This is a genomic window from Gulosibacter massiliensis, from assembly GCF_900626105.1.
GTDB lineage: Bacteria > Actinomycetota > Actinomycetes > Actinomycetales > Microbacteriaceae > Gulosibacter > Gulosibacter sediminis.
In genome coordinates this window covers 734,610-756,010 of the sequence record NZ_UYZX01000001.1, presented here as the reverse complement: position 1 = coordinate 756,010, position 21,401 = coordinate 734,610, and the positions used below count along the sequence as shown (strand labels likewise).

25 protein-coding genes and 1 tRNA gene are annotated in these 21,401 nt (G+C 67.6%); 18 read left to right on the top strand and 8 right to left on the bottom strand.

What is annotated here, in order from left to right; translation table 11 throughout:
* Positions 1–30: 30 nt before the first annotated feature.
* The 8 genes from EJL01_RS03715 to EJL01_RS03680 all read right to left on the bottom strand — a co-directional run bounded on the left by EJL01_RS03715 (position 31) and on the right by EJL01_RS03680 (position 7,133).
* Positions 31–711 (bottom strand): hypothetical protein, encoded by a 681-nt coding sequence (locus tag EJL01_RS03715; RefSeq protein ID WP_040560323.1) that lies wholly within the window; start codon positions 709–711, stop codon positions 31–33.
* Between the two features lie 23 nt (positions 712–734).
* Entirely contained in the window at positions 735–1,793 is a 1,059-nt protein-coding gene (locus EJL01_RS03710) for a ParB N-terminal domain-containing protein (protein WP_040560312.1), read from the bottom strand.
* Positions 1,794–1,833: 40 nt separating this feature from the next.
* A complete protein-coding gene (locus EJL01_RS03705) occupies positions 1,834–2,721 on the bottom strand; it encodes a hypothetical protein (protein ID WP_040560311.1) in 888 nt (295 codons plus the stop codon).
* A 98-nt stretch (positions 2,722–2,819) separates the two neighbouring features.
* Entirely contained in the window at positions 2,820–3,224 is a 405-nt protein-coding gene (locus tag EJL01_RS03700) for a hypothetical protein (RefSeq protein ID WP_006213364.1), read from the bottom strand.
* Positions 3,221–4,102 (bottom strand): DUF2637 domain-containing protein, encoded by an 882-nt coding sequence (locus tag EJL01_RS03695; protein ID WP_179861206.1) that lies wholly within the window; start codon positions 4,100–4,102, stop codon positions 3,221–3,223. Before EJL01_RS03695 ends, EJL01_RS03700 begins: the two co-directional genes overlap by 4 nt.
* On the bottom strand, positions 4,102–4,941 hold the full coding sequence (locus EJL01_RS03690) for a bifunctional DNA primase/polymerase (RefSeq protein ID WP_125106313.1): 840 nt from the start codon (positions 4,939–4,941) through the stop codon (positions 4,102–4,104). The genes EJL01_RS03695 and EJL01_RS03690 overlap by 1 nt, the downstream gene beginning before the upstream one ends.
* A 68-nt stretch (positions 4,942–5,009) precedes the next feature.
* Complete coding sequence (locus tag EJL01_RS03685) at positions 5,010–6,095, bottom strand: ArdC-like ssDNA-binding domain-containing protein (RefSeq protein WP_006213361.1); 1,086 nt, start codon at positions 6,093–6,095, stop codon at positions 5,010–5,012.
* A gap of 246 nt (positions 6,096–6,341) precedes the next feature.
* Positions 6,342–7,133, bottom strand: coding sequence for a helix-turn-helix transcriptional regulator (locus tag EJL01_RS03680; protein WP_225984163.1), 792 nt, complete (start codon positions 7,131–7,133; stop codon positions 6,342–6,344).
* 553 nt (positions 7,134–7,686) lie between these two features.
* On the opposite strand from EJL01_RS03680, the gene EJL01_RS03675 reads away from it, so the two are divergent.
* From EJL01_RS03675 to EJL01_RS03595, 18 genes are all read left to right on the top strand, one after another.
* A complete protein-coding gene (locus EJL01_RS03675) occupies positions 7,687–7,896 on the top strand; it encodes a heavy-metal-associated domain-containing protein (protein ID WP_006213359.1) in 210 nt (69 codons plus the stop codon).
* Positions 7,896–8,837: a DUF8832 domain-containing protein gene (locus EJL01_RS03670; RefSeq protein ID WP_040560308.1), complete on the top strand. Its 942-nt coding sequence runs from the start codon at positions 7,896–7,898 to the stop codon at positions 8,835–8,837. Before EJL01_RS03675 ends, EJL01_RS03670 begins: the two co-directional genes overlap by 1 nt.
* A gap of 46 nt (positions 8,838–8,883) precedes the next feature.
* Positions 8,884–11,154, top strand: a complete 2,271-nt coding sequence (locus EJL01_RS03665) for a heavy metal translocating P-type ATPase (protein WP_040560307.1) — start codon at positions 8,884–8,886, stop codon at positions 11,152–11,154.
* Between the two features lie 53 nt (positions 11,155–11,207).
* A complete protein-coding gene (locus tag EJL01_RS03660) occupies positions 11,208–11,459 on the top strand; it encodes a YHS domain-containing protein (RefSeq protein ID WP_006213356.1) in 252 nt (83 codons plus the stop codon).
* Positions 11,460–11,525: 66 nt separating this feature from the next.
* Complete coding sequence (locus EJL01_RS03655) at positions 11,526–11,879, top strand: metal-sensitive transcriptional regulator (RefSeq protein ID WP_006214162.1); 354 nt, start codon at positions 11,526–11,528, stop codon at positions 11,877–11,879.
* 47 nt (positions 11,880–11,926) lie between these two features.
* The gene (locus EJL01_RS03650) at positions 11,927–13,072 is read left to right on the top strand and encodes an FAD-dependent oxidoreductase (RefSeq protein WP_006214163.1); all 1,146 of its coding nucleotides are present in this window, start codon (positions 11,927–11,929) and stop codon (positions 13,070–13,072) included.
* A 45-nt stretch (positions 13,073–13,117) separates the two neighbouring features.
* The gene (locus tag EJL01_RS03645) at positions 13,118–14,353 is read left to right on the top strand and encodes an MFS transporter (protein ID WP_006214164.1); all 1,236 of its coding nucleotides are present in this window, start codon (positions 13,118–13,120) and stop codon (positions 14,351–14,353) included.
* Positions 14,350–14,679 (top strand): ferredoxin, encoded by a 330-nt coding sequence (fdxA, locus tag EJL01_RS03640; RefSeq protein ID WP_006214165.1) that lies wholly within the window; start codon positions 14,350–14,352, stop codon positions 14,677–14,679. The genes EJL01_RS03645 and fdxA overlap by 4 nt, the downstream gene beginning before the upstream one ends.
* A gap of 97 nt (positions 14,680–14,776) precedes the next feature.
* The gene (locus EJL01_RS03635) at positions 14,777–15,376 is read left to right on the top strand and encodes a YdhK family protein (RefSeq protein ID WP_006214166.1); all 600 of its coding nucleotides are present in this window, start codon (positions 14,777–14,779) and stop codon (positions 15,374–15,376) included.
* Positions 15,377–15,446: 70 nt separating this feature from the next.
* Positions 15,447–17,684, top strand: coding sequence for a heavy metal translocating P-type ATPase (locus EJL01_RS03630; RefSeq protein WP_006214167.1), 2,238 nt, complete (start codon positions 15,447–15,449; stop codon positions 17,682–17,684).
* Between the two features lie 10 nt (positions 17,685–17,694).
* Positions 17,695–18,000: a metal-sensitive transcriptional regulator gene (locus EJL01_RS03625; protein WP_006214168.1), complete on the top strand. Its 306-nt coding sequence runs from the start codon at positions 17,695–17,697 to the stop codon at positions 17,998–18,000.
* Positions 18,001–18,064: 64 nt separating this feature from the next.
* On the top strand, positions 18,065–18,742 hold the full coding sequence (locus tag EJL01_RS03620; RefSeq protein WP_225984161.1) for a DUF8185 domain-containing protein: 678 nt from the start codon (positions 18,065–18,067) through the stop codon (positions 18,740–18,742).
* 41 nt (positions 18,743–18,783) lie between these two features.
* Positions 18,784–19,149, top strand: a complete 366-nt coding sequence (locus EJL01_RS03615) for an ArsR/SmtB family transcription factor (protein WP_061873197.1) — start codon at positions 18,784–18,786, stop codon at positions 19,147–19,149.
* Positions 19,150–19,162: 13 nt separating this feature from the next.
* Positions 19,163–19,681, top strand: coding sequence for a carboxymuconolactone decarboxylase family protein (locus tag EJL01_RS03610; protein WP_040560569.1), 519 nt, complete (start codon positions 19,163–19,165; stop codon positions 19,679–19,681).
* A 15-nt stretch (positions 19,682–19,696) separates the two neighbouring features.
* Positions 19,697–19,770, top strand: a tRNA-Cys gene (locus tag EJL01_RS03605).
* A 44-nt stretch (positions 19,771–19,814) separates the two neighbouring features.
* A complete protein-coding gene (locus EJL01_RS12925; protein ID WP_156491183.1) occupies positions 19,815–19,961 on the top strand; it encodes a hypothetical protein in 147 nt (48 codons plus the stop codon).
* A 322-nt stretch (positions 19,962–20,283) separates the two neighbouring features.
* Positions 20,284–20,874 (top strand): LysR substrate-binding domain-containing protein, encoded by a 591-nt coding sequence (locus EJL01_RS03600; RefSeq protein WP_197464198.1) that lies wholly within the window; start codon positions 20,284–20,286, stop codon positions 20,872–20,874.
* A 136-nt stretch (positions 20,875–21,010) separates the two neighbouring features.
* Positions 21,011–21,400, top strand: coding sequence for an ArsR/SmtB family transcription factor (locus tag EJL01_RS03595; RefSeq protein WP_040560570.1), 390 nt, complete (start codon positions 21,011–21,013; stop codon positions 21,398–21,400).
* Position 21,401 lies beyond the last annotated feature (1 nt).

The following is a 21,401-nucleotide window of genomic DNA, read 5'->3' as shown; positions in this document are numbered from 1 at the left end:
CGCCCCTCCTTTCTCCCCAGACCTCTCGGGTCAGCGCAGGGGGTTGTCCAGCTCGGACAGCCGCAGCAGATGACAGGTGTCGTAGGCGGGCTCGCAGACCACGAACACGGTGAACGCCACCTCGTGCGCGGAGTCGACGGGTTCGTCGTTCAACACCCCGGCACGGTGGCGGACGCCTTCGATCGTGATCGCCGTCGTCCCCTCCACCAGCTGCCCCGGCTGCGCCTGCTCCTGCGCGGTCGCCCACGCTCCGGGCACGAACGCATCGGTGATCTCCAGGTGCTGGGTGGTGGCGTACTGGCGCAGCTCGACCCATGCCTCCCGCGTGGGCAGATAGGCGGCGATATCGGAGGCGAGGCCGGCCTGCTCGGTGCCGGTCGGGTCGGCGACCTCCATCAGCACGCTCGTGTAGTCCAGCGGCATCAGCCCCGACCCGGTATCCCAGGCGAACACCGCCGTCGCGACGTTGCGGGCGAACTCCTCCGGGTCCCCGGACCCGACCACCGCAGCGATCCGCCCCGGCCGTGGCGTGCCGGACTCGACCGGACTCGACGACGCGCCCGGCTCGGGGTCACGGTCGTGGGGTGGGCTGGTGTCGGGGCCGAGGATCAGGCCGTAGATCCCGATGCCGGCCAGGAGCACGATCACCAGGCCGGCGGCGAGCAGGACGATCAGGCGGGTGCGCGGGCGGGAGTCAGCGAAAGTCTTCATGCCGCCCAGGTGCACGCACCCGGTCACAGAGCACGCAGATGCTGCCGAGAGACGCTCTCGCCTGATTCGGCATCAGCGCCGGGGCCGGTGTCCTCGTCGGTGCGGGGCTCCTCGGTTGTCGTCTCGACGTCGTGGCCGGTGGTGTCGAGGGAGATGCGCAGGCGGGCGGCGAAGGCGCTGGTGCCGTCGGCGACGTCGAGGAAGATGCCGGCCTGCTCCTCGGTGAGGTCGCGGGCGAGCTCGTCCACGTCGTAGTGGGTCCACCATTCCGCCAGGGAGGTCCAGGTCTGCACGAACGCCGTCACCGGCCACCGCCCCGGCACCACCGCCGGCCGGGCCGAGGTGTGCGTGCGGGGCTTGGTGCGTCCAGCGGCGGTGACACGGGCGACGGCCTCTTGGGCCATCGCGCGCAGCGACGCCTGGCGAGAGGCGTCCGCTTGCTCGACCTGGCCGCGCAGGCGCTGATAGGCGGGGTCGACCGGCCCGCCGGCCTCGATCCCCGCCAGCTCCGTCGTCGCCTGCTCGCGCAGCGCCTCGGGATTCTCGGGGTTCTCGGCCATGGCCTGGATCGCCGAGATCTTCTCCAGCGTCGTGTACGAGGCGCGGCCGGTGACCATCCGCGCGGCCTGCGCGCGGCTCCTCCCACCGACACCCCCTGACGGGGGTGCCAATTTGGCACCCCCGTCAGCACCGGGCTGATTCTCCGCCGAGAAGCGGGTTACGACATCGCGGCGCTGGGCGTCCTCGGTCATGAGCTGCTTGAGCTCGCGGTACAGGGCGGCGGCCTCCAGCTGGTTGAGCGGCTTGCGGTGCGCATTCTCGTCCTGCTCGGCCAGCAGATGCCCCAACCGGGTCGAGACACCCGATCGCACCCACACGCTGACCGTGCGCCAGTGCAGCAGCCGGATCGCTTCCAGCCGGCGTCGCCCGCACACCAGCACCCCTTCGGGGGTGACCGTGATCGGTTGCAACAGGCCGTGCTCGCGGATCGAGTCAGCCAGAGCCTGGATATCGCCGAGGTCGGCGCGATGACGGGCACCGACCTGAATCGACTCCACGGTGCGTTGCAGTTCGATACTCATCACCACTCACCCCTCTCAGTCCTCTCTTCGTGGTCCCCGGTTACTTCCGGGCCTGTCGTGGGGCGGCCAGGCAGATGGTGAGCACGAGATCGTCATCGCGCAGCAGCATCGGGATCGTCTCGCCGATCAGCAGCCGCAGCAGCACCCCGCGGCCCGCGCTGGTCGCCGCCAGCGCCGGGTGCGGGTTGCCCAGCAGCGCCTTGAGCAGCCCGGTCCAGGACCGGCCCGGCAGATCCAGCAGCGCGCGGGCGTGCTGGTCACGTCGCAGGGTCTCGAACGCGGTATGCCGCGCCCCGGCCTTCGCCAGCGCCCCGCAGATGTGCTCCACCGACGCCCGCGCGGTCGCGGGCTCCCAGCCGAGCATCGTCACCAGCGCGATCGCGTCCTCAGCCGCCGACGACGCCGACATCGCCACCCCCACCACACCACCACCGCCACCGTCACCGTCTCCGGCGTCTCCGGTGCCGTCGGGATCGGGTTCGGGGTCGGTGACCTGGAACGCGGGGTGATACTCCGACAGCGGCGTCTCCCTGTCGGAGATTCGCTCGGCGTCGTGGAACGCGGAGATGTGCGGGCGGCGGGCCTGATGGGTCGAGCACAGCAGCCCCTGGGCGCGCTCCTCGGCGATGCAGGTGATCCGCACCGCGTGCGTGACCACGCCCCACGGGTCGATCGCCTCCCGGGCGGAGCGGGTGCGCATCACATCGAACGCGGCGCTGGCGGCCTCCCACGGGTCCAACGAGTGCTTGCGCGCCAGCGCGGCGTACTTCTGCGCCGCATACTGCATCAGCTCGCCGGCGACCGGGTCCCGCGCCCATGCCCCGGGCCCGGCCGCGTGGAGCCGGGCCAGCAGGGCACGCAGCCCGGCGCTGGTCGTGTAGTTCTCAGGCCCCCGCTGCGGGGAACCTGTGTGAGTCGTGGTCGTCATGGGTTCGGCACCTCCTGGCAGGCAGGTGCACTCGCCTTCTCCGACACCTGGTGCTCGGCGTTCGGCGCCGGGCATGGTCGTGGTCATGGCCGGTCACCTCAGTTCATTCCGACCGGGCCGCGCCCGGCCCCGTCACGGCTCGTACTGCGGCCGAACGCCGAGATCGGGGGCAGCTCACGCTCCTTTGCACCCAGGCGCGTGACGCCGCGGGCGAGGCCGTCGTGGGCCTTGTGTGCGAGGTTCGCCTCGAAGTCGATCGCCAGGCGTGAGATCTGCCCGGTGCCTCTCGCCATCAGGTCCGAGGTGCGTACCCAGTCAACCCCGCGCGCCTTGCGCAGTGCCGGATCAACATCCGCAGTCTCAGTCTTGGCACCGGTTGTGCGGGTGACGTCGGCGGCTTGGATCGCCTCCGGAGCACCCGGTGTCTCCGCCCGGTCAGGGCGGGTCGTCTCCGGCGGGGGCGTGTCCTGCCTGCCGGGGTTGTTCTGCTCGTAGGGGTTCATGATTTCTGCTCCTTCTCCTCATCTGATTCGTTGTGGTGCTCGGGCACTGCCGAGGTCTCCTGGTCTGCGGCGGGCGCGGGATCGGTGCGGGGGAACCAGCGGCCGACGGTCGAGGCGTGCACGCCGAGTTCGCGCGCGATCGCCTTGTTCGACCAGCCCCGCCCCCGCAGCACTGCCGCCCGTTCCCGCCGCCCAGCACCTGCCAACGTTGGCGGGTCGGGCTCAGCCGATGGGGTTTCGGCCACCGCCTCCAGCACGGGCACATCCGATCGGTCAGGCTCTGTCTGCTCGCCCAGCACCTTGGCGGCCGGGGCCGGCGGTGTCGCTACCGCGATGCCCGTGGCCGAACGTGGCCGCTCGGGAAGCTCCGGCAGAAGGAGCGGTGCGGCCTGTGCCTGCGCGCCAGCGGTCTCGGAGACCTCCAGCGCCGATCCTGACTCCGGGGTGGGGGTGATCGGCGTGGGGACCGGGGTTCTGGTGGAGCGGGTCAGGACCGTCGTCAGATGCGTGGAGGCCAGCAGCACGAGCGGCGGGACCGCGGCGACGATGGCCGCGAGCAGGCCCGGCACGGAGGCGTCAGCGGCGACGAGGGCGTGCGCGGCGTTCGCGCTCACCGACATCAGCGCCCCGGCGATCAGCAGCACCCACGGGTACCAGGCCGCCCGATGCCCGTCGAGGGCGACGACCGCGACGGTCGCGACCACGATCAGCCCGTCCACCAAGAGCGGCCAGATCCACGCCTGGTTCCTGGTGATGCCCGAGCGCACCGCGAGATCGGCCAGAGCGACGAAGCTCAGCCAGAACGCGCCGCCGCCGATCAGCACCGTCCCCGACGCGGCCGCGACCACCGCCCATCGCCGCCCCGACAGCCCGCCCATCACAGCCCCCGGCCCGCCCGCGTCGCAGCCGGCACCGGCCCGAATCTCTCCGGCACGGACTCGGCCCGGGTCGAGGTGCCGACACCGGTGGTGATGGTGCGGTAGGCGGACTCGACGGTGCGAGTGATCTCCCGCTGCCCGAAATCCGGCTGCTCCACGCTCGCAAACGCATCCAGCGCCTCGGAGACCGGCACATTGCCCTCGGCGAGGCGGCAGGCGGCCCAGAACAGCTTGAGATTGCGATCCGTGGACTGCCCGCTCAGCCAGGACGCCATCCGACCCGCATCCACCATCGCCCCTGCATCCGAGATCGGGCCGGTCTTCGGGCGGGGCCGGGGCGGGGTGAGAAACTCCCGCAGGCGCTGCGCATCCAGCGCCCGCCCGTCGGTGGGGGCGAACGAGGTGGGGCGGTAGAGCACGCTCTCGCCGTCGATCTGGCGGCGCGAGGGCGGGACGATGATGTAGCCGCGATCCCCACGGAAATCCACCCCGGCACGGCCGGCCTGCCACGACGGCTGTTCACTGTCGGCGGCCGGGAAGTAGATGTGCAGGCCGCCGGTCGGTGAGCGCGCCATCGTCTCCCAGCCATGCACCAGCCCCTCCCGCCGCGCGGCGCGGATCGCGTCGAAGCCGTTGACGCCGTGCACATCGACATCCACCACGGAGACGCCCGAGGCTCGGCCGGTGGGCATGCCGATGTTCGCCGCCGGGAACCTGCGCCACCAGGCCTCCACCTGCGCCGGGTCGGTGGTGGCGTCGTGGAAGCCGCGTCGGGTGATCGGCTGCTTGCCCTCCGGCGCGCACGGGAACACCGGCACCCCGGACTGCGCGAACACCATCGCGGCCCGCCCCAGCGGCCAGGACGCATCCATCTGCCGGACCGCCCGAGTAAACCTGCTCTCGGACATCACAGCCCCCGCCCCAACACGACCGCAGCGGCCCGCTCCGGCGCCGGCAACGGCGCCACTTGCCGACCGGGCGTGTCCTGCCGTGGGCTCTTCGGGGCCGGGCCGTCGCGTTCCAGCCCGGGCGGTGTGCCGTCGGGCACCTGGTTCGTGTCGAGGCCGTCGAGGATGCTGAGCGCGGTCTTGCGGATGCGCTCACCGGCGGCCTGCACGACCTCGACCGGGTTCTTCCCGTCGACGTTCGCCGCCCACCCGGCCACGTACGGGATCGTGTAGCCCGTGGTGTCCATGCCGTGGGCGGCGCCGATCATCAGCGCCACCGATTCGGCCTCGACCTCACCGATCCCGCGATGCTGCCGCGCCTCCTCCTGGTCCGGCCCATGCATCAGCACATGCCCGAGCTCGTGGGCGAGAGTCTTCACCTGCGCGGCGTCGTCCATGTTCGTGCGCACGGCGACTTGCCGGGTCGAGTAGTTCGTCAGCCCGTTCGCGCCGCCGATCATGCCCTCGTGCGGCACCCACAGCAGCTCGAACCCCTCCGCCGTGACCTGCTCCGCCAGACCCTCGCGCAGACCTTCGGGGGCTTCGCCAGCGAGCAGCCGTGGCGCTGGCCGTTCGGGGATCGGATCGCCGCTGGTCTGGGAGGCGTCCCAGACGTAGGCCGGGCGCACGCCGACCATGCGGGAGCGCACGACCTCACCGGGCTTCGGCTTCTCACCCCGGTTCAGACGCCGCCAGGAGTCCGGATCGGCCGGGTTCGTCGAGGCGAACCTGCCAGTGACCGGGGCGAGGATCTGATACCCGGCCTGGCCCTTCTCGACCTGTCGGCCCAGCTGCTGCCACTGCTTGTATCCCGCGACCAGGGTGGGGAACGGTTCGGGCACCCCGCCGGCCTCGAATGCGGCCTGGTGCTGCTCCCAGATCAGGCAGACGTTGTTGAAGCTCCGCGACCGGAACCGGGCAGCGAACCGCATCGCATCGGCCCAGTCCTCACCGGTGACCAGCCGTTCGACGGCACCGGTGAGCTTCTCGTGGAGCTCGTCGAGCTTCGCTTCCCGCTGTTGGCGGGCTTCCTCCCTCGTCGCCATCGTCGGCCTCCTCTCGGCAGGCCAGCCGCGAGGTCGCGGCTGGCCTTGCACCAGCGAGGTGAGCCAGGAGCTTCCGGCGAGTCAGACGGTCAGCGAACGGAACAGTCGGTAGGTTGGCCGTCAGGACACGGGCGGCACCTGACGTGGACCTACTGGCGTATCAGCCTCAGAGCCTGCGTAGGGCTGGAAGCAGCTGAGTCCGGTCGGACGCCGGACGAAGTGATGATTTCCCGGACGACTCTGCTGCTATCTATCCGCGACAACCGGGCGCATGGAGCGGTAGCGACTCGGGCTGAGCCCGACGTGCTCGATGAATGCCTCCGTCGCCCGTGAACGGCTGGACCAGCCGACGCAACGACCTACTGCTGCGACAGAAAGATCGGACTCGCGCAGCAGCCTGGCCATCTCCTGCACGCGAAGCATCGTCAGATACGCGATCGGGGTCTTCCCGAAGGCATCGACGAACACACGGGTCAATTGCTGCGGGGAGAGCCGCACCCTCTCGGACAGCTCGTGGAGTGTCCACCTATAGGCGACGTTTTCATGCAGTGCCTCCCGTGCCAGCAGCGCCTCCGGACGGAGAGGGGCTAACCTGCGACTGCGCGGCAGCACTGGACGCGCGCGTGCACGCTGCAATGGTGTCAGCCTCGCAGGCGAGACCCGGATGAATGGTCCGAGCACATCCATGACAGCGAACCAGAGTGCCTGGAGTCGGTTGAATCTCTCTCGGAACCGTCTCTCAACGCTGAGCGCGACCATCTCATCAATCCACGGCACAACCATCCCGGCCCGATCTCTGCCGAGTCGCAGGATCTGCGCTGGTTCAGAGTAGATCTTCTCCGCGAAACCGGGGGCGTCAAGCCGATCGTGCAGCACCGCAGAGTGCTGCCAGAAGAACTGATCGAGAGCGAAATCGGTATCGACACGGATCGACGTCACCGACACTTGGCACTCGGGCTCGCAGCTGAACAATACGTTCGGGCCGAGAAGGATCGCATCGCCCACGCTGACCGGCTGACGACCGAACTCGCTGAACATGATTGCCGAGCCCGACCTAATGAACAAGATGTTGAGGCAGTCGTAAACCACCGGGCCGACAGGCCGGTGGACGGCAAGCGTCTGGGCGACCAGCGGGCTACGCCAATGTGCATCACAGGAGTGCCTCGCTGCCTCTGGCGTGGCCGCGCACTCTTGCTGGCTCTTGTCTGATCCGCTCACTAATCTCGAACGCCTGTGGAGCCGGACGAGCTCGCCAGTTCCGAACCAACAGCAATAGCGCATGATCGCTGTGGGGCGGGAGTCGGTTTCGTACCAGTCTTCGCTGCCTTCGTCGATGCGGCAAGGCAGTCCACGGTTCTGATGAGCCGAGGGGTCACTACTCTCCGACGCGCATCGACAAAACCCAGCGGATCGCCCCGCAGCATCGGTGCACCACAAGGCACACCTCGGACGCTCCAACCATCGTTTGCAGCACTTGCGCGATGCAGCTCACACGATCGCCTCCCTCCTTGCGGAATACCTGACAGGGGTATAGCGTTGACTTGTACACGTACCCGGTAGGGGTACTACCGACATACAAGGAGGATACCTGATGGCTTCGAACGATTACCAGGTGACGGGCATGACCTGCGGCCACTGCGAGATGTCGATCCGCGAGGAGGTCAGCGAGATCCCCGGCGTCCAGGACATCCAAGTCAGCGCGCAGACCGGCAAGCTCAACGTCACCGCCGAGGGTGAGATCGACGACGCCAAGGTCCTCGCGGCGGTCGAGGAGGCCGGCTACTCGGCGGTGCGCGTCTGATGAAGGCCGGAGGACGGCTCGCGCTCTACGGGGCCGGGTTGGTGGTGGCGTTCGGCGGGGCCTTCGGCCTCGCCGGCGCCGTCATTCCCGATAGCTTCGCAGCAGCATGGGCAGAAGGAAGTAACGTGAACGCACACGGTGAAGGGCACGGCGACGCTGCGCAGGAAACCGCGGAGCCCGCTCTGAACGGGGTCTCCGCAAGCGCGGACGGCTTCGTGCTCTCTCCGGTCCAGGCCCCCACGGCCGCAGGCGAGGATGGAGACCTGAGCTTCCAGATCCTCGACGAGTCCGGCGAACCGGTGACCGAGTACACCACCGCGCACGAGAAGGACCTGCATCTGATCGCCGTGCGCACCGACGGCGCCGGTTTCCAGCACGTGCACCCCGAACTCGACACGAGCACAGGCACCTGGTCGGTGCCGTGGACCTGGGACGAGGCGGGCACCTACCGCGTGTACGCCGACTTCACACCCGCGGGCGAGGAAGCCGAAGGCATCACTCTCACCCGCGCAATCGAGGTCGCGGGCGACTTCACCCCTGTCGAGACCGAGGCGCAGACCACCGACGAGGTCGACGGATACACCGTCTCCCTCAACGGCGACCTCACTGCGGGCACCTCAAGCGAGCTCACCATCTCGGTCGAGCGTGACGGTCAGCCGGTGACCACGCTGGAGCCTTACCTGGGCGCGTTCGGCCACCTGGTGGCGCTGCGCGAGGGTGACCTCGCCTACCTGCACGTCCACGCCGAGGGCGACGAGCCCCAGGCCGGGGACACGGCCGGACCCGAGATCCGATTCGCAGCGGAGGCCCCGACCGCCGACCGTTACCTGCTCTACCTGGACTTCCAGGTCGACGGGCAGGTGCACACCGCCGAGTTCGTGATCGACGCCGAGCACGGTGACGGTTCGAAGACAGACGATTCGCATTCCGACGGCCACTGACCCGCAGGGCCTGGCGTCGCACGAGAGCTGAGAAAGAAGGAAGAGGATGAGCACATCAGCGCCCCCAACGGGTGGGCCGGACATCGAGTTGGAGATCGGCGGGATGACCTGCGCCTCCTGCGCGAACCGGATCGAGAAGAAGCTGAACAAGCTCGATGGCGTCGCGGCCACCGTCAACTACGCCACTGAGAAGGCTAAGGTCACCGTGCCTGCCGGCTACGATCCGTCACTGCTGGTCGCCGAGGTCGAGAAGACCGGGTACACGGCCGCACTGCCCAAGCCCAAGGACACTACGGCGAACATGTCGGAGACCGAGGCCGGGGAGGAGGAAGACAGTGAGCTCACCTCGCTGCGGCATCGGCTGATCGGCGCGATCGTGCTCACTGTTCCCGTGATCGCGATGGCGATGATCCCCGCGCTGCAGTTCACGTATTGGCAGTGGGCCTCACTCGCCCTGGCCGCACCGGTGATCATCTGGGGAGCTTGGCCGTTCCACAAGGCGGCGTGGACGAACCTCAAGCACGGTGCGGCGACGATGGACACGCTCATCTCGATGGGTACCTCCGTCGCGCTGCTGTGGTCGCTCTATGCGCTCTTCCTCGGCACTGCCGGCACTCCCGGCATGACGCACCCCTTCGAGTTCACGATCGCTCCGTCGGATGGCGCGGCGAACATTTATCTCGAAGTCGGCGCGGGCGTGACGATGTTCATCCTCGCCGGCCGCTACTTCGAGAAGCGATCCAAGCGCCAGGCCGGGGCCGCGCTGCGCGCCCTCCTGGAGTTGGGCGCGAAGGAAGTCGCCGTACTCCGCGACGGCGTAGAGGTGAAGATCCCCACCTCTGAGCTGGCGGTCGGCGACGAGTTCATCGTCCGTCCAGGCGAGAAGATCGCCACCGACGGTCTCGTGACCTCCGGCTCCTCCGCGGTGGACGCCTCGATGCTCACCGGCGAGTCCGTGCCGGTCGAGGTCCGCGAGGGCGACTCGGTCACCGGTGCCACCGTCAACGCCGGCGGCCGCCTGGTCGTGCGGGCGACTCGTGTGGGTTCGGACACACAGCTCGCACAGATGGCGAAGCTCGTCGAGGACGCGCAGACCGGCAAGGCCGAGGTGCAGCGTCTGGCCGATCGTATCTCCGGCATCTTCGTGCCGATCGTCATCGTCGTCGCGTTCATCACCCTCGGCGCCTGGCTGGGAGGCGGGTTCCCCGTCGCCGCCGCGTTCACCGCAGCGGTCGCTGTGCTCGTCATCGCCTGCCCCTGCGCGCTGGGTCTGGCGACCCCGACCGCGTTGCTCGTCGGCACCGGGCGCGGTGCGCAGATGGGCGTCCTCATCAAGGGCCCGGAGGTGCTGGAGTCCACTCGCAAGGTCGACACCGTCGTGCTCGATAAGACCGGCACCGTCACCAGCGGCAAGATGACTCTGACCGACGTGATCACTGAGCCCGGTGTGGATCGTACGGAGCTGCTGCGTTTCGCCGGTGCACTGGAAGACTCTTCGGAGCATCCGATTGCGCAGGCGATCGCCAAGGGCGCGACCCAGGAAGTCGGCCAGCTGCCTACTCCAGAGGACTTCGCCAATGTCGAGGGCAAGGGCGTGCAGGGCATCGTCGAGGGGACCCCGGTCGTCGTCGGCCGCGAGTCTCTGCTGGCGGACTGGTCGCAGAAGCTCTCTCCGGAGGTCGCACAGGCGAAGGCCCAGGCCGAGGGCGAGGGCAAGACGGTCGTCGCGATCGGCTGGGACGGTGCTGCGCGCGGCATCCTCGTCGTCGCCGACACCGTCAAGCCCACGAGCGCCGAGGCGATCCGCGGGCTCAAGGAGATCGGCCTGACCCCGGTGCTGCTCACCGGTGACAACGAGGCCGTGGCCCGCCAGATCGCGTCCGAGGTCGGCATCGACGAGGTCATCGCCGAAGTGCTACCCAAGGACAAGGTCGACGTCGTCACTCGCCTCCAGGAAGAGGGCAAGATCGTCGCGATGGTCGGCGACGGCGTCAACGACGCCCCCGCGCTCGCGCAGGCTGATCTGGGCCTGGCGATGGGCACCGGCACGGACGTCGCGATCGAGGCCTCCGACATCACGCTCGTGCGCGGTGACCTGCGGGCCGCCGTCGACGCGATCCGCCTGTCCAGGAAGACCCTGTCGACGATCAAGACCAACCTGTTCTGGGCATTCGCCTACAACACCGCCGCGATCCCGGTCGCTGCGCTCGGCATGCTCAACCCCATGCTCGCAGGTGCGGCGATGGCGTTCTCCAGCGTCTTCGTCGTCGGCAACAGCCTCCGCCTGCGCGGGTTCACGAGCGTCGCCTCGAAGTGACGTACGAGAACCCACCCATCCACACGAATCCAATAACGAAGGAACACCAGAGAATGAGCAGCTGCTGCAGCACGAACGAGACCAACCCGGCCGTGGAGAACGGTGGACGCGAGAACCTTCTTGGCGGGGGCGCCGATGACATGACCACCTGCCCGGTCATGGTCGGCACCCCGGTCAGCAAGAAGACCGCCGAGGCCGCCGGCCTCTACCGCGACTTCGAGGATGAGCGCTACTACTTCTGCTGCGCTGGTTGTGGGCCTGCGTTCGATTCGGACCCGGCCAAGTACGCCGCCAACATGGCGTAATCCACCAGCGTGCGGGGTGCCGCGGCACCGCTGCGGCACCCCGCCACCTGATCGGAGCGAACCGACATGACCACTACGACTCCCACCACCGAAACCCACCTCGACACCTGCCCCGCAGGAGGCGACGGCGACGCGTCCGTCCACGGATACATCAGCGATAAGACGAAGTACCGCAATCGTCTGCGGCGCCTCGAAGGCCAAATCCGCGGCATCGATCGGATGGTCGACGAGGACCGCTACTGCATCGACATCCTCACCCAGATCTCCGCAGTCACCAGGGCACTCGAAAATGTCGCCCTCGGCCTGCTCGACGATCACCTCAAGCATTGTGTCCTCGACGCCGCACTCGCCGGCGGACCAGTGAGCGAGCAGAGGCTCGGCGAGGCGTCCGAGGCCATCGCCCGCCTCGTGCGCTCCTGACGCCGGCGCATCAGTTCGATCACGACCAGCAGTTCAGGAGTTCTTCTATGACCCCACAGCACGTTCTCATCCTCGGCTCGGGAGCAGCCGGGGCCGCAGCCGCCCGCACTCTCGCCTCACGCGACGATGTCCGGGTGACGCTGGTGACCCGCACCGGGGAGACGCCCTATACGCGGATGCTCATCAAGGGAATCGCGTTCGGTCCGACACCGCCGGAGATGATCAAGCTCCCGCTGCCTCAGATCGAGGTCATCGCCGACACCGTGCTCAAAGTCGATACCTCGGCGAAGCAGGTCCAGCTGACCTCCGGCGCACAGGTCTCCTACGACGCGCTCATCGTCGCGACCGGGAGTATGCCTCGCTCCCTGCCCGCTGACGTGTTCGGCGGCGAAGACGCCGGACAAGGGCGGGTCACCGCTCTTCACTCCGTGGAGGATGCCCTGGGCATCCGAAAGCTGCTGACCGGACTGGGGCGACCCGCGCGGGTAGCGATCTACGGCGGTGGAATCATCGCAGCCGAGACAGCCTCGTCTCTGCAAGCCGACGGACGCATGGTCACGCTGGTCTCCCGCAGTTCAGTTCCCGGCGTCGGAGCGTTTGGGGCGCCCGTGGCTGAGCGCCTCGCCGCCGACCATGCCGCCAAGGTGCAGGCCCGATTCGGTCGCACTCTCCAGCATGTCGACGAAACAGAATCCGGTGTCACCATCACCCTCAACGACGGAAATCCCGTCGTGGCTGACTTCCTTCTCCTCGCGCTCGGCACGACGCCCGCAGCCCCGTCACCGTGGACGAACGGTATCGACGTCGACGATCACCTCCGCGCCGCGGCAGAACACGTCTACGCAGCCGGAGGTGTGGCCACGCACCACGACGAGGCACTGGGCGCCTGGCGCATCGACCATTGGGAAGACGCCGCCGCACAGGGTGCGCATGCCGCGCAGGCCGCATTGCACGACCTCGGCATTAGCGACGATCCGGGCGCCTACCTGCCACGCAGCCCTTACATGGCAATGGTCTACGGTCAGATGATCTCCGGAGTCGGGTACACAGCCGGCGCAGACGCCCACCTGGAAGCCGGTGAGGAGTTCATCGTCCGCCACGAGACCGACGGCATCGTCGTCGGCGTCACTGGCATCGACGCAGTCGGCACCGTCTACCAGTGGGGGCAGCAGCTCCACGGCGTGCGGGCATAGGCGATGGCGGGAGACTGTATTAGGCAGATCCCACGGCGGGGCTTCGTGCTCTCGCTGGCAGCGACCATTCTCATGATGGCCGCTGCCAGCGCGCCGTCCTTGTTCTACCCCCAGATCGCCGAACGGCTCGGACTCATCCCCGTCGCCACCACACTCGTGTTCGCGGTCTACACCTTCACCCTCCTGGCCGCGCTGCTCTACCTCGGACCACTCTCCGACCACGTCGGCCGACGTCCGGTCGTGGCCGCCGGTTCTTTGGCGCTGGCGCTGAGCGTGGCCATGTTCTGGTTCGCCGGTAGCCTCGCGGCGCTCCTGGTCGCCCGAGCCTTGCAAGGGCTCGCAGCGGGTCTGCTGATCCCGGCGCTGTCGGCGATGATGATCGACTTCGAGTCCCCGTCGCATCGGAACATCGCAGCCCTGTGGAACACGATCGGCCCGATGATTGGCCTTGGGGCCGGGGCTCTCGGTGCTGCGCTTCTCCTCGATCTCACCTCCGAACCGACAACTGCCGTCTTCGGGTCGCTCGTGCTTGCCTTCCTCATCGTGGCAACGGTCGTGTGGAGCACACCGGAACTGGCCCCGAAGACCCGGATACGACGTGGCGACCTCCGTCCGCGGTTCACCGTGCCACCGCACCTGCGCCGCATGTTCACCGCCGGAGTGCCCGTGATCATCGCCGGGTGGGCGACCAACGGGCTTTTCCTCGCGCTCGGAGCCGACCTCGTCGGCAGTGAGCTTGGGGGCTCCACGCACACCCAAGCTGGGATCGTCATCTTCGCACTGGCGATCTCCGGAGTCACCGCCTCGTCCGTCCTACAGCGGCGTTCCGCCCGCACCATCAGCCTGTATGCGACCAGTGCCCTGGCGTTCGGCACCGCAGTGAGCATCGGCGCCCTCGCACTCGGTTCCTACTCAGCCTATGTCGCCTCGGTCGCGATCGTCGGTTCCGGGTTCGGCACAGCGTTCCTCGGGGTACTGCGCACACTCATGCCCCACACGGCATCGTCGGAACGCGCCGCCGTGATGGCTGTGATCTACACAGTTGCCTACCTGGCATTCGGCGTGCCCACCATCGTCGCCGGATTGCTCGTGCCGGTGCTCACCCTGTCGGGGACGATGACGATCCTCGGTGCGATCATCATCGCCCTCAGCCTCGTCGCCACCGTCCTGCGCCTGCGCATCCCGCACCCGGCCGCAGGCCCGGCAGAGACTGACGACTTCCCCGAGCCTCCCACCGGCTCTCACCGCCGATCCGCACCCGACCGAGAGGAGCAGCCATGACCTACGTGATCGCGCTTCCCTGCGTGGACGTCAAGGACCGCGCCTGCATCGACGAATGTCCTGTCGACTGCATCTACGAGGGCGAACGCTCGCTCTACATCCACCCCGACGAATGCGTCGACTGCGGAGCCTGCGAACCGGTCTGCCCCGTCGAGGCCATCTACTACGAAGACGACCTGCCCGACGAATGGTCTGACTACTACAAGGCCAACGTCGAGTTCTTCGACGAGTTGGGTTCTCCCGGAGGAGCCGCGAAGATCGGACCGACGGGCTTCGACCATCCCCTCATCGCCGCATTGCCCATCCAACACGAGCAGACCCTCTGAGAAGGGGCTTCCGATTGATCCATACCGACACAACACACAAGCCTTGACTAGTACCCCCTAGGGGTATATGGTAGGCATATTGATGAAAGGAAATGACATGCAGAGGAGACTGCGAACAGGACTGGCAGCGGGAGCGCTCGGAGTGGCGCTCGTGCTCGCCGGTTGCGCCAGCGGAGCAGACGACGACCAGCAGACCGACCCTTCGGCTACTGAGGAGCATCAGGGCCACGGCGGCAACAACGCAGAAAGCGGTGATGAGGAGATGGAGCACCCGATGGACGGCGGACCGGCACCCGAGGGTATCGCCGAAGCCAGTGAGCCCACCTACCCTGTCGGTACCGAGGTGCAGCTCACGGCCGACCACATGGAAGGCATGGAAGGGGCTACAGCAACGATTTCCGGCGCATTCGACACGTACACGTACTCCGTGAACTACACGCCCGCAGGTGGCGGCGACCCCGTCACTGATCACAAGTGGGTCGTGCAGGAAGAAATTGAGGATGCCGGCGACGAGCTTCTGGCCGACGGCACAGAGGTGACTCTGCTCGCCGAGCACATGGAAGGCATGGAAGGCGTAAAGGCCACCATCGCTTCGTCCACCGATGAGACGGTCTACATGGTCGACTACGAGACGGACGGCATGAAGATGACGAACCACAAGTGGGTCGTCGAGAGCGAGATCCAACCAGCGTCCTGAGCCGACGTTCGCTTGCCCGGCCACCGGGTGAGCGGCAATCGGCCTGGCTCGATGACGGAGGAGAGGAATCATGACGGACCCGAACTCACACCAGCACCACGGCCACGAAACCGATACACCCGCCCACGGCGAGCATCACCACGGGTCTGTGTCCGCGCACGCCTCGGCGGATGCGCACGGCACGCGCGAGGGTCAGCACACCGGGCATCAGGGCCACGCCATGGACCACGGGCAGCACTCAGGCCACACGGGCCTCGACGAGCACGGCGGCCACGATGAGCATGCCCAGCACGGTGGGCACGGAGATCACAGCGGCCATGGCGGGCACGGGGACCACGTTGGCCAGTTCCGCCGGCTGTTTTGGATCAACCTCGTCATCGCCATCCCCGCGGTTGCCCTCTCACCGATGTTCGCCATGCTGCTGGGCTACGAGGTCCCCGGCTGGGCGGGCTGGGTCGCCGCGGCACTGGGCACCGTCATGTACGTCTGGGGCGGCAGGCCCTTCCTCACCGGTGCCGTCAGCGAGTTGAAGTCCCGCAAGCCCGGGATGATGCTGCTCATCGCTCTGGCGATCACGGTGGCCTTCTTCGCCTCCTGGGCCGCCACGCTCGGGCTCGTCCATCACGAGCTCGAATTCTGGTGGGAACTGGCGCTGCTGATCGTCATCATGCTGCTGGGCCATTGGATCGAGATGCGCTCCCTGGCCCAGACCACCTCGGCGCTCGACTCGTTGGCGGCACTGCTGCCAGACGAGGCCGAGCGCGTCGAGGGCGAGAACGTCGTCAAGGTGGCCCCAGCCGACCTCGACGTGGGCGACGTGGTCATCGTGCGCCCCGGCGGCAGCGTCCCGGCCGACGGAACCATCGTCGACGGCCGCGCCGACATGGACGAGTCCATGATCACCGGCGAGTCCCGCCCGGTCTCTCGCGGCGAGGGCCAGACCGTCACCGCCGGCACCGTCGCCACCGACTCCGGCCTGCGGGTGGAGATTACCGCCACCGGTGACGACACCGCCCTGGCCGGCATCAACCGGCTCGTCGCCGAGGCGCAGAACTCATCCTCCCGCGCCCAGCGGATCGCCGACAAGGCCGCGGCCTGGCTGTTCTGGTTCGCTCTTGGCGCGGCGCTGGTCACTGCGGTCGTCTGGACGCTCATCGGCATGCCCGACGAGGCCGTCGTGCGCACCATCACCGTGCTCGTCATCGCCTGCCCCCACGCCCTCGGCCTGGCGATCCCGCTGGTCGTCTCCATCGCCACCGAGCGAGCCGCCCGCGGAGGCGTCCTAGTGAAGGACCGCCTGGCGCTGGAGTCCATGCGGCAGGTCGACGCGGTGCTGTTCGACAAGACCGGCACGCTGACCAAGGGCGAGCCCACCGTCACCGGCGTCGAGCCGACCGGCGAACTCGACGCCGACCAGGTCCTCGCCCTCGCTGCCTCGGCCGAGGCCGACAGCGAGCACCCGCTCGCCAAGGCCATCGTCACCGCCGCCAAGGACAAGGGCCTTGCCCTCCAGCAGGCCAGCGGCTTCTCATCCTCGCCCGCCGTCGGCGTCACCGCGACCGTCTCCGGCCAGAAGGTCCGCGTCGGCGGGCCCCGGCTGCTCGAGGAGACCGGTCAGCACGAGGTCGGCACGGCCGAGGCATGGCGCTCCGAGGGCGCGATCATTCTGCACGTTCTCCGCGGCGGCCAGGTGGTCGGCGGGCTGAGGCTCGCCGACGAGGTCCGGCCAGAATCCCGCGACGCCGTCGACGCCCTCCACGCCCTCGGTGTCGAGGTCGTCATGATCACCGGCGATGCCGAGGCGGTCGCGAACGAGGTCGGACGGGAGCTCGGCATCGACCGCGTCTTCGCCGGCGTGCGCCCGGAGGACAAGTCCGCGAAGGTCTCCCAGCTGCAGGAAGAGGGCAAGAGGGTCGCGATGGTCGGCGACGGCGTCAACGACGCCCCGGCTCTGGCGCAGGCCGATGTCGGCATCGCGATCGGCGCGGGCACCGATGTCGCCATCGCCTCGGCCGGGGTGATCCTGGCCAGTTCCGACCCACGCAGCGTGCTCTCGATCATCCAGCTGTCGCGACGCGCATACGGCAAGATGAAGCAGAACCTGTGGTGGGCCGCCGGCTACAACCTTCTTTCGGTGCCGTTGGCGGCCGGTATCCTGGCACCGGTGGGATTCGTCCTGCCAATGTCGATCGGCGCGATCCTGATGTCAGCCTCCACCGTGGTTGTCGCGCTCAACGCCCAGCTGCTGCGGCGCATCGACCTCACACCCGAAGCCAGCACGCGTTCCGTCCTGGAGCGCCAGAAGTAAGGACATGCCCATGTCTGTCGATACCGATTCCCACCAGCACGGCTACATCAGCGACAAGGAGCGCTATCTCGGCCGCATGAAGCGCATCGAAGGACAGGCGCGTGGGATCGCGAAGATGATCGATGAGGAGAAGTACTGCATCGACATCCTCACCCAGGTCTCCGCTCTGACCCGTGCCCTCCAGGGGGTTGCGACTGGTCTGCTCGACGACCATCTCAAGCACTGCGTGCTTGATGCCGCCAAGCTCAGCGACGAGGCGGCCGTCGAGAAGATCCAGGAAGCCACCGACGCCATCAACCGGCTCGTTCGCTCCTGAACCCGGACCCCGATCACCGCGTTCCAGGACACGGCGGGCACAAACCCTCAGGATGCCAGCGCGCTTGATCCTTGCCGACGCGCCGTCCGCCCGCGACGCGCTCACCTTCGCTAAGCGGGCCGCGCAGGCCGGTGCCCATGGCGTGCGCTTGCAGGCCGCGGCCGGGCTGCTGCGCATGAGCGCAGCCGCGCTAACGCCCCGTGGTCCGCTCGACCGCACTCCTACGATCCTCGTCCTTCGCACGCTCCGCTCCGACCCTCAGCTGCAGTGCGACGTCACCGTGGAAACGTTGACCGCGACCGCCGTCCCTCTTACCCTGGCGTTGCCGGAAACCGCGCTGGCACCCGCCTGGACCAGCGTCGAACCCCCGCAACACGGGTGGAGACTTATTGCGGATGTGTCCAGCCTGACGCTGATGCGCAGCGCCCGTGCCGGCATCGAGGCCGTCGCCCAAGCACTTCCCGACAAACCCGGCGACGATGTCGTCCGCAAGATCCGGGGCACGGTTTGGGGCACCCCGGACACGGCACTCGCATCGCTGCCACAAGGCGTTGCGTTCGCCGCCTACGTCTTCGGGTTCCTCAGCCGAGGAAACGGGGCCACGATCTCAACCGCCGGCCGTTGGACGCGGTTGACCCTCCCGACTGGACACGTGCTCCTGCGCGGACCCGTCGCCTCTGGCCTCACCCCGATCCGCCGCACCCGGCCACGCGTTTCCGAGTCCGTCACATCGATTGAATAACCCTTGATACCCTATAGGGGTATGGGGTAGTATTGATGACTATGAAAAAGGTTGAGCACGTGCACGCCACGTATGACACACCGCATCTGAATGCGGCGGTCGGAGTCTTCGCGTTGCTGGCGAATCCGGTGAGTGTGAAGATGATCCTCGCCATTCGCGACATCGAGGTCTCTGCCAATCACCTGGCGGACATCGTCGACCTTCCCGTCGACCAGACCTCCCACGAGCTTCACCGCCTGGAGTCGGCCGGGATCGTGAGTCGGCAGCGACGCGAGTCCGGCGACTTCTACCTATTGAACGGTGTGCATGCCGGGGCGCTGGCTGAGGCTGCGATCTTCCATGCCGAACATCAGCAGCAGGAACGCACTCGTGCGGGTTCTCCCACCTCGAACTCGCGACCGAACTGACAGAGGAGGCATCATGCCCCGTTTTTCCCGATTGACCCCTGAGACCGCAGTGGGGGCCTCACGAGACTTGCTCGGCGATCTCGTCGAGCGGCACGGCCAGGTCGGAGACATGGTCTCGACGATGGCGCACTCCCCGGCGGTGCTCGGCGGCTATCTGCAGCTGAGCAAAGCCATGCGTCGCGCCAAGCTCGACCGTAAGGTCAGCGAGCTCGTTTCGATCGCCGTGCAGTCGAAGCAGGGATGCGGAATGTGCCTGGCCTCGCACATCAGCGCGGCACGATCGCTCGGGGTCAGCGATGACGAGATCGCACTCGCCCAGCAGGGTACGGCGATGACCGGCCCGGTCGCGGCGATGATCGCGCTCGGCCTCCAGGTCTACCGTGAGCCTACGTCGATCACCGACGAGCAGATTGACGAGCTTCGGGGATACGGGTACAGCGACCGTGAGATCTCTGATGTCGTCGGGGTCGTGTCGCTGAACATTCTCACCGGCGCCTTCAACCTGGTTGCTGGCCTCACGCCGGGCGACTGACTTCGCCGGCGACTTGGTGCCTTGGCCGAGAGGATAGGCAGCGGTCTGCAAAACCGTTTACACGGGTTCGAATCCCGTAGGCACCTCCACTTCCCGCTGAGCCCAATAGGACACACGTCGTTGGAGGCGAGTGATGGAGAGCCAGCACATCTTCAACGGTGACATGACACGCGCCGCGCGCATCCTCGTGAAGGTGAGCGCCCAATATATCGCCCGTGAAGCCAACGTGACCAAGGAAGAGTTGCGCGACTTCGAGAAGGGGCGACACGACTTGTCGTAGAAGAAGCAGGAGCGTGTGCGGGCCGCCCTCGAAGAATTGGGGCAGAGTTTCTGCCTGACGGACCCAACGGCGGCTACGGCATCCGTCTGAAGTTCGGCCGTTCCAGGATCTACTCACTTGAACGTTGCGAGGGCGAGGGCGGGCCGCGGCTCACAACAGAGTCTGATCGTCGGACCCAGGCCCATGTGCCCTTCTCGGAACCGGATTCAAACCTACCTTTTCACCTGGAAGATCGCACCACGGCCTCACTGCGCATCCTGGTGCCGTTGCGCCTGGGCCGGCTTTGGCCGTCACACCTTGCCTCTGTTCCAGGAATGGAAGCGTGGGCACGCTGAGCTCATCGAATACAGTCGCCCGACGGACCCGATCTGGGCCCTGCGCGACGGGGGCGATCGATGCCGCACTCATCCGCTCTTCTTCACCCAAACGTGCCATTGGTCCGGGTTTGGAGCGGTTACCGCTGTTCACCGAACGCCTGGTTGCATCGGTGACGAGTACCGACTCGCGTGCCCGGCAGGAGTCGGTGACCCTAGCCGATCTCGCTGACGGGCCGGTGGCGGTCTGCGCGACCGCTCCGACGGCCACCGGGGAGCTGTGGAGTACGACTGCTCGCATGCCGCGCACGATCTCGGTGGCGAACACGGACGAGTGGTTAACCCGCATCGCTGTCGGCGACGCCATCGGCATCACTGCAGAGGCGACAACGCACAATCACCGCGCGCCGGAGGTGGTCTATCTGCCCATCGAGGATGCCCCACGGGTGACCGTGGCGCTGACCTGGCCAGGGCAGAGGAGGAGCCACCCGCAGGTAGGGGTCTTCGCCACCTGCGCACAGGACTACTTCACCCGACTCATCGACATCGGCTCCCCACCCCGCCTGCTCTCCACCGGGGCCGATGGTCAGCTGACGTAGCTCCCCACTGCAGCTATGCGACCGACCATCCCCCAGGTAGCCCATCCTCGGGTGCGACGGGACCCCTGAGTTTCATTCCGTGTCGGAGCAACAGATCACACTCGACAATATCGCTCTAGCGCGATATGATCGCCCTATGACGATGATTCAAGAGGAGGGGGCAACCCTCGACGAAGTGGCGACAGTAGCGTACGCCCACCTGTTCCAGGCATTTGCGGAGCCGACGAGGTTAGCGATCGTGCAGCACCTCGCCTCCGGGGAGCACCGGGTCCGGGACCTGGTCGAGCACATGGGCCTGGCCCAGTCCACGGTGAGCAAGCATGTCGGCTTCCTCGTCGAGTGCGGCCTGGCGACGATGCGCCCGGAAGGGCGCTCCACCTGGTACTCGCTGGCACAGTCCGAGCTCCTGCGTACCCTCATCGCCGCTGCCGAACGCCTCCTCGATGCCACCGGCACGCAGGCCCTGCTCTGCACGCACCTGCGACTCCCACATACCCACCACGCGACAGATACGGACAAGAAGTAGA

Excerpts from the sequence above, each read along its gene's own strand:
- EJL01_RS12925 (WP_156491183.1), top strand. The coding sequence starts at position 19,815 with ATGGAGAGCCAGCACATCTTCAACGGTGACATGACACGCGCCGCGCGC.
- fdxA (WP_006214165.1), top strand. The coding sequence starts at position 14,350 with ATGACCTACGTGATCGCGCTTCCCTGCGTGGACGTCAAGGACCGCGCC.
- EJL01_RS03705 (WP_040560311.1), bottom strand. The coding sequence starts at position 2,721 with ATGACGACCACGACTCACACAGGTTCCCCGCAGCGGGGGCCTGAGAAC.
- EJL01_RS03675 (WP_006213359.1), top strand. The coding sequence starts at position 7,687 with ATGGCTTCGAACGATTACCAGGTGACGGGCATGACCTGCGGCCACTGC.
- EJL01_RS03660 (WP_006213356.1), top strand. The coding sequence starts at position 11,208 with ATGAGCAGCTGCTGCAGCACGAACGAGACCAACCCGGCCGTGGAGAAC.
- EJL01_RS03650 (WP_006214163.1), top strand. The coding sequence starts at position 11,927 with ATGACCCCACAGCACGTTCTCATCCTCGGCTCGGGAGCAGCCGGGGCC.
- EJL01_RS03690 (WP_125106313.1), bottom strand. The coding sequence starts at position 4,941 with ATGGTGTTCGCGCAGTCCGGGGTGCCGGTGTTCCCGTGCGCGCCGGAG.
- EJL01_RS03670 (WP_040560308.1), top strand. The coding sequence starts at position 7,896 with ATGAAGGCCGGAGGACGGCTCGCGCTCTACGGGGCCGGGTTGGTGGTG.
- EJL01_RS03710 (WP_040560312.1), bottom strand. The coding sequence starts at position 1,793 with ATGAGTATCGAACTGCAACGCACCGTGGAGTCGATTCAGGTCGGTGCC.
- EJL01_RS03665 (WP_040560307.1), top strand. The coding sequence starts at position 8,884 with ATGAGCACATCAGCGCCCCCAACGGGTGGGCCGGACATCGAGTTGGAG.
- EJL01_RS03680 (WP_225984163.1), bottom strand. The coding sequence starts at position 7,133 with ATGTTCAGCGAGTTCGGTCGTCAGCCGGTCAGCGTGGGCGATGCGATC.
- EJL01_RS03635 (WP_006214166.1), top strand. The coding sequence starts at position 14,777 with ATGCAGAGGAGACTGCGAACAGGACTGGCAGCGGGAGCGCTCGGAGTG.
- EJL01_RS03700 (WP_006213364.1), bottom strand. The coding sequence starts at position 3,224 with ATGAACCCCTACGAGCAGAACAACCCCGGCAGGCAGGACACGCCCCCG.
- EJL01_RS03595 (WP_040560570.1), top strand. The coding sequence starts at position 21,011 with ATGACGATGATTCAAGAGGAGGGGGCAACCCTCGACGAAGTGGCGACA.
- EJL01_RS03625 (WP_006214168.1), top strand. The coding sequence starts at position 17,695 with ATGTCTGTCGATACCGATTCCCACCAGCACGGCTACATCAGCGACAAG.
- EJL01_RS03685 (WP_006213361.1), bottom strand. The coding sequence starts at position 6,095 with ATGGCGACGAGGGAGGAAGCCCGCCAACAGCGGGAAGCGAAGCTCGAC.
- EJL01_RS03630 (WP_006214167.1), top strand. The coding sequence starts at position 15,447 with ATGACGGACCCGAACTCACACCAGCACCACGGCCACGAAACCGATACA.
- EJL01_RS03695 (WP_179861206.1), bottom strand. The coding sequence starts at position 4,102 with ATGGGCGGGCTGTCGGGGCGGCGATGGGCGGTGGTCGCGGCCGCGTCG.
- EJL01_RS03655 (WP_006214162.1), top strand. The coding sequence starts at position 11,526 with ATGACCACTACGACTCCCACCACCGAAACCCACCTCGACACCTGCCCC.
- EJL01_RS03615 (WP_061873197.1), top strand. The coding sequence starts at position 18,784 with ATGAAAAAGGTTGAGCACGTGCACGCCACGTATGACACACCGCATCTG.
- EJL01_RS03610 (WP_040560569.1), top strand. The coding sequence starts at position 19,163 with ATGCCCCGTTTTTCCCGATTGACCCCTGAGACCGCAGTGGGGGCCTCA.
- EJL01_RS03715 (WP_040560323.1), bottom strand. The coding sequence starts at position 711 with ATGAAGACTTTCGCTGACTCCCGCCCGCGCACCCGCCTGATCGTCCTG.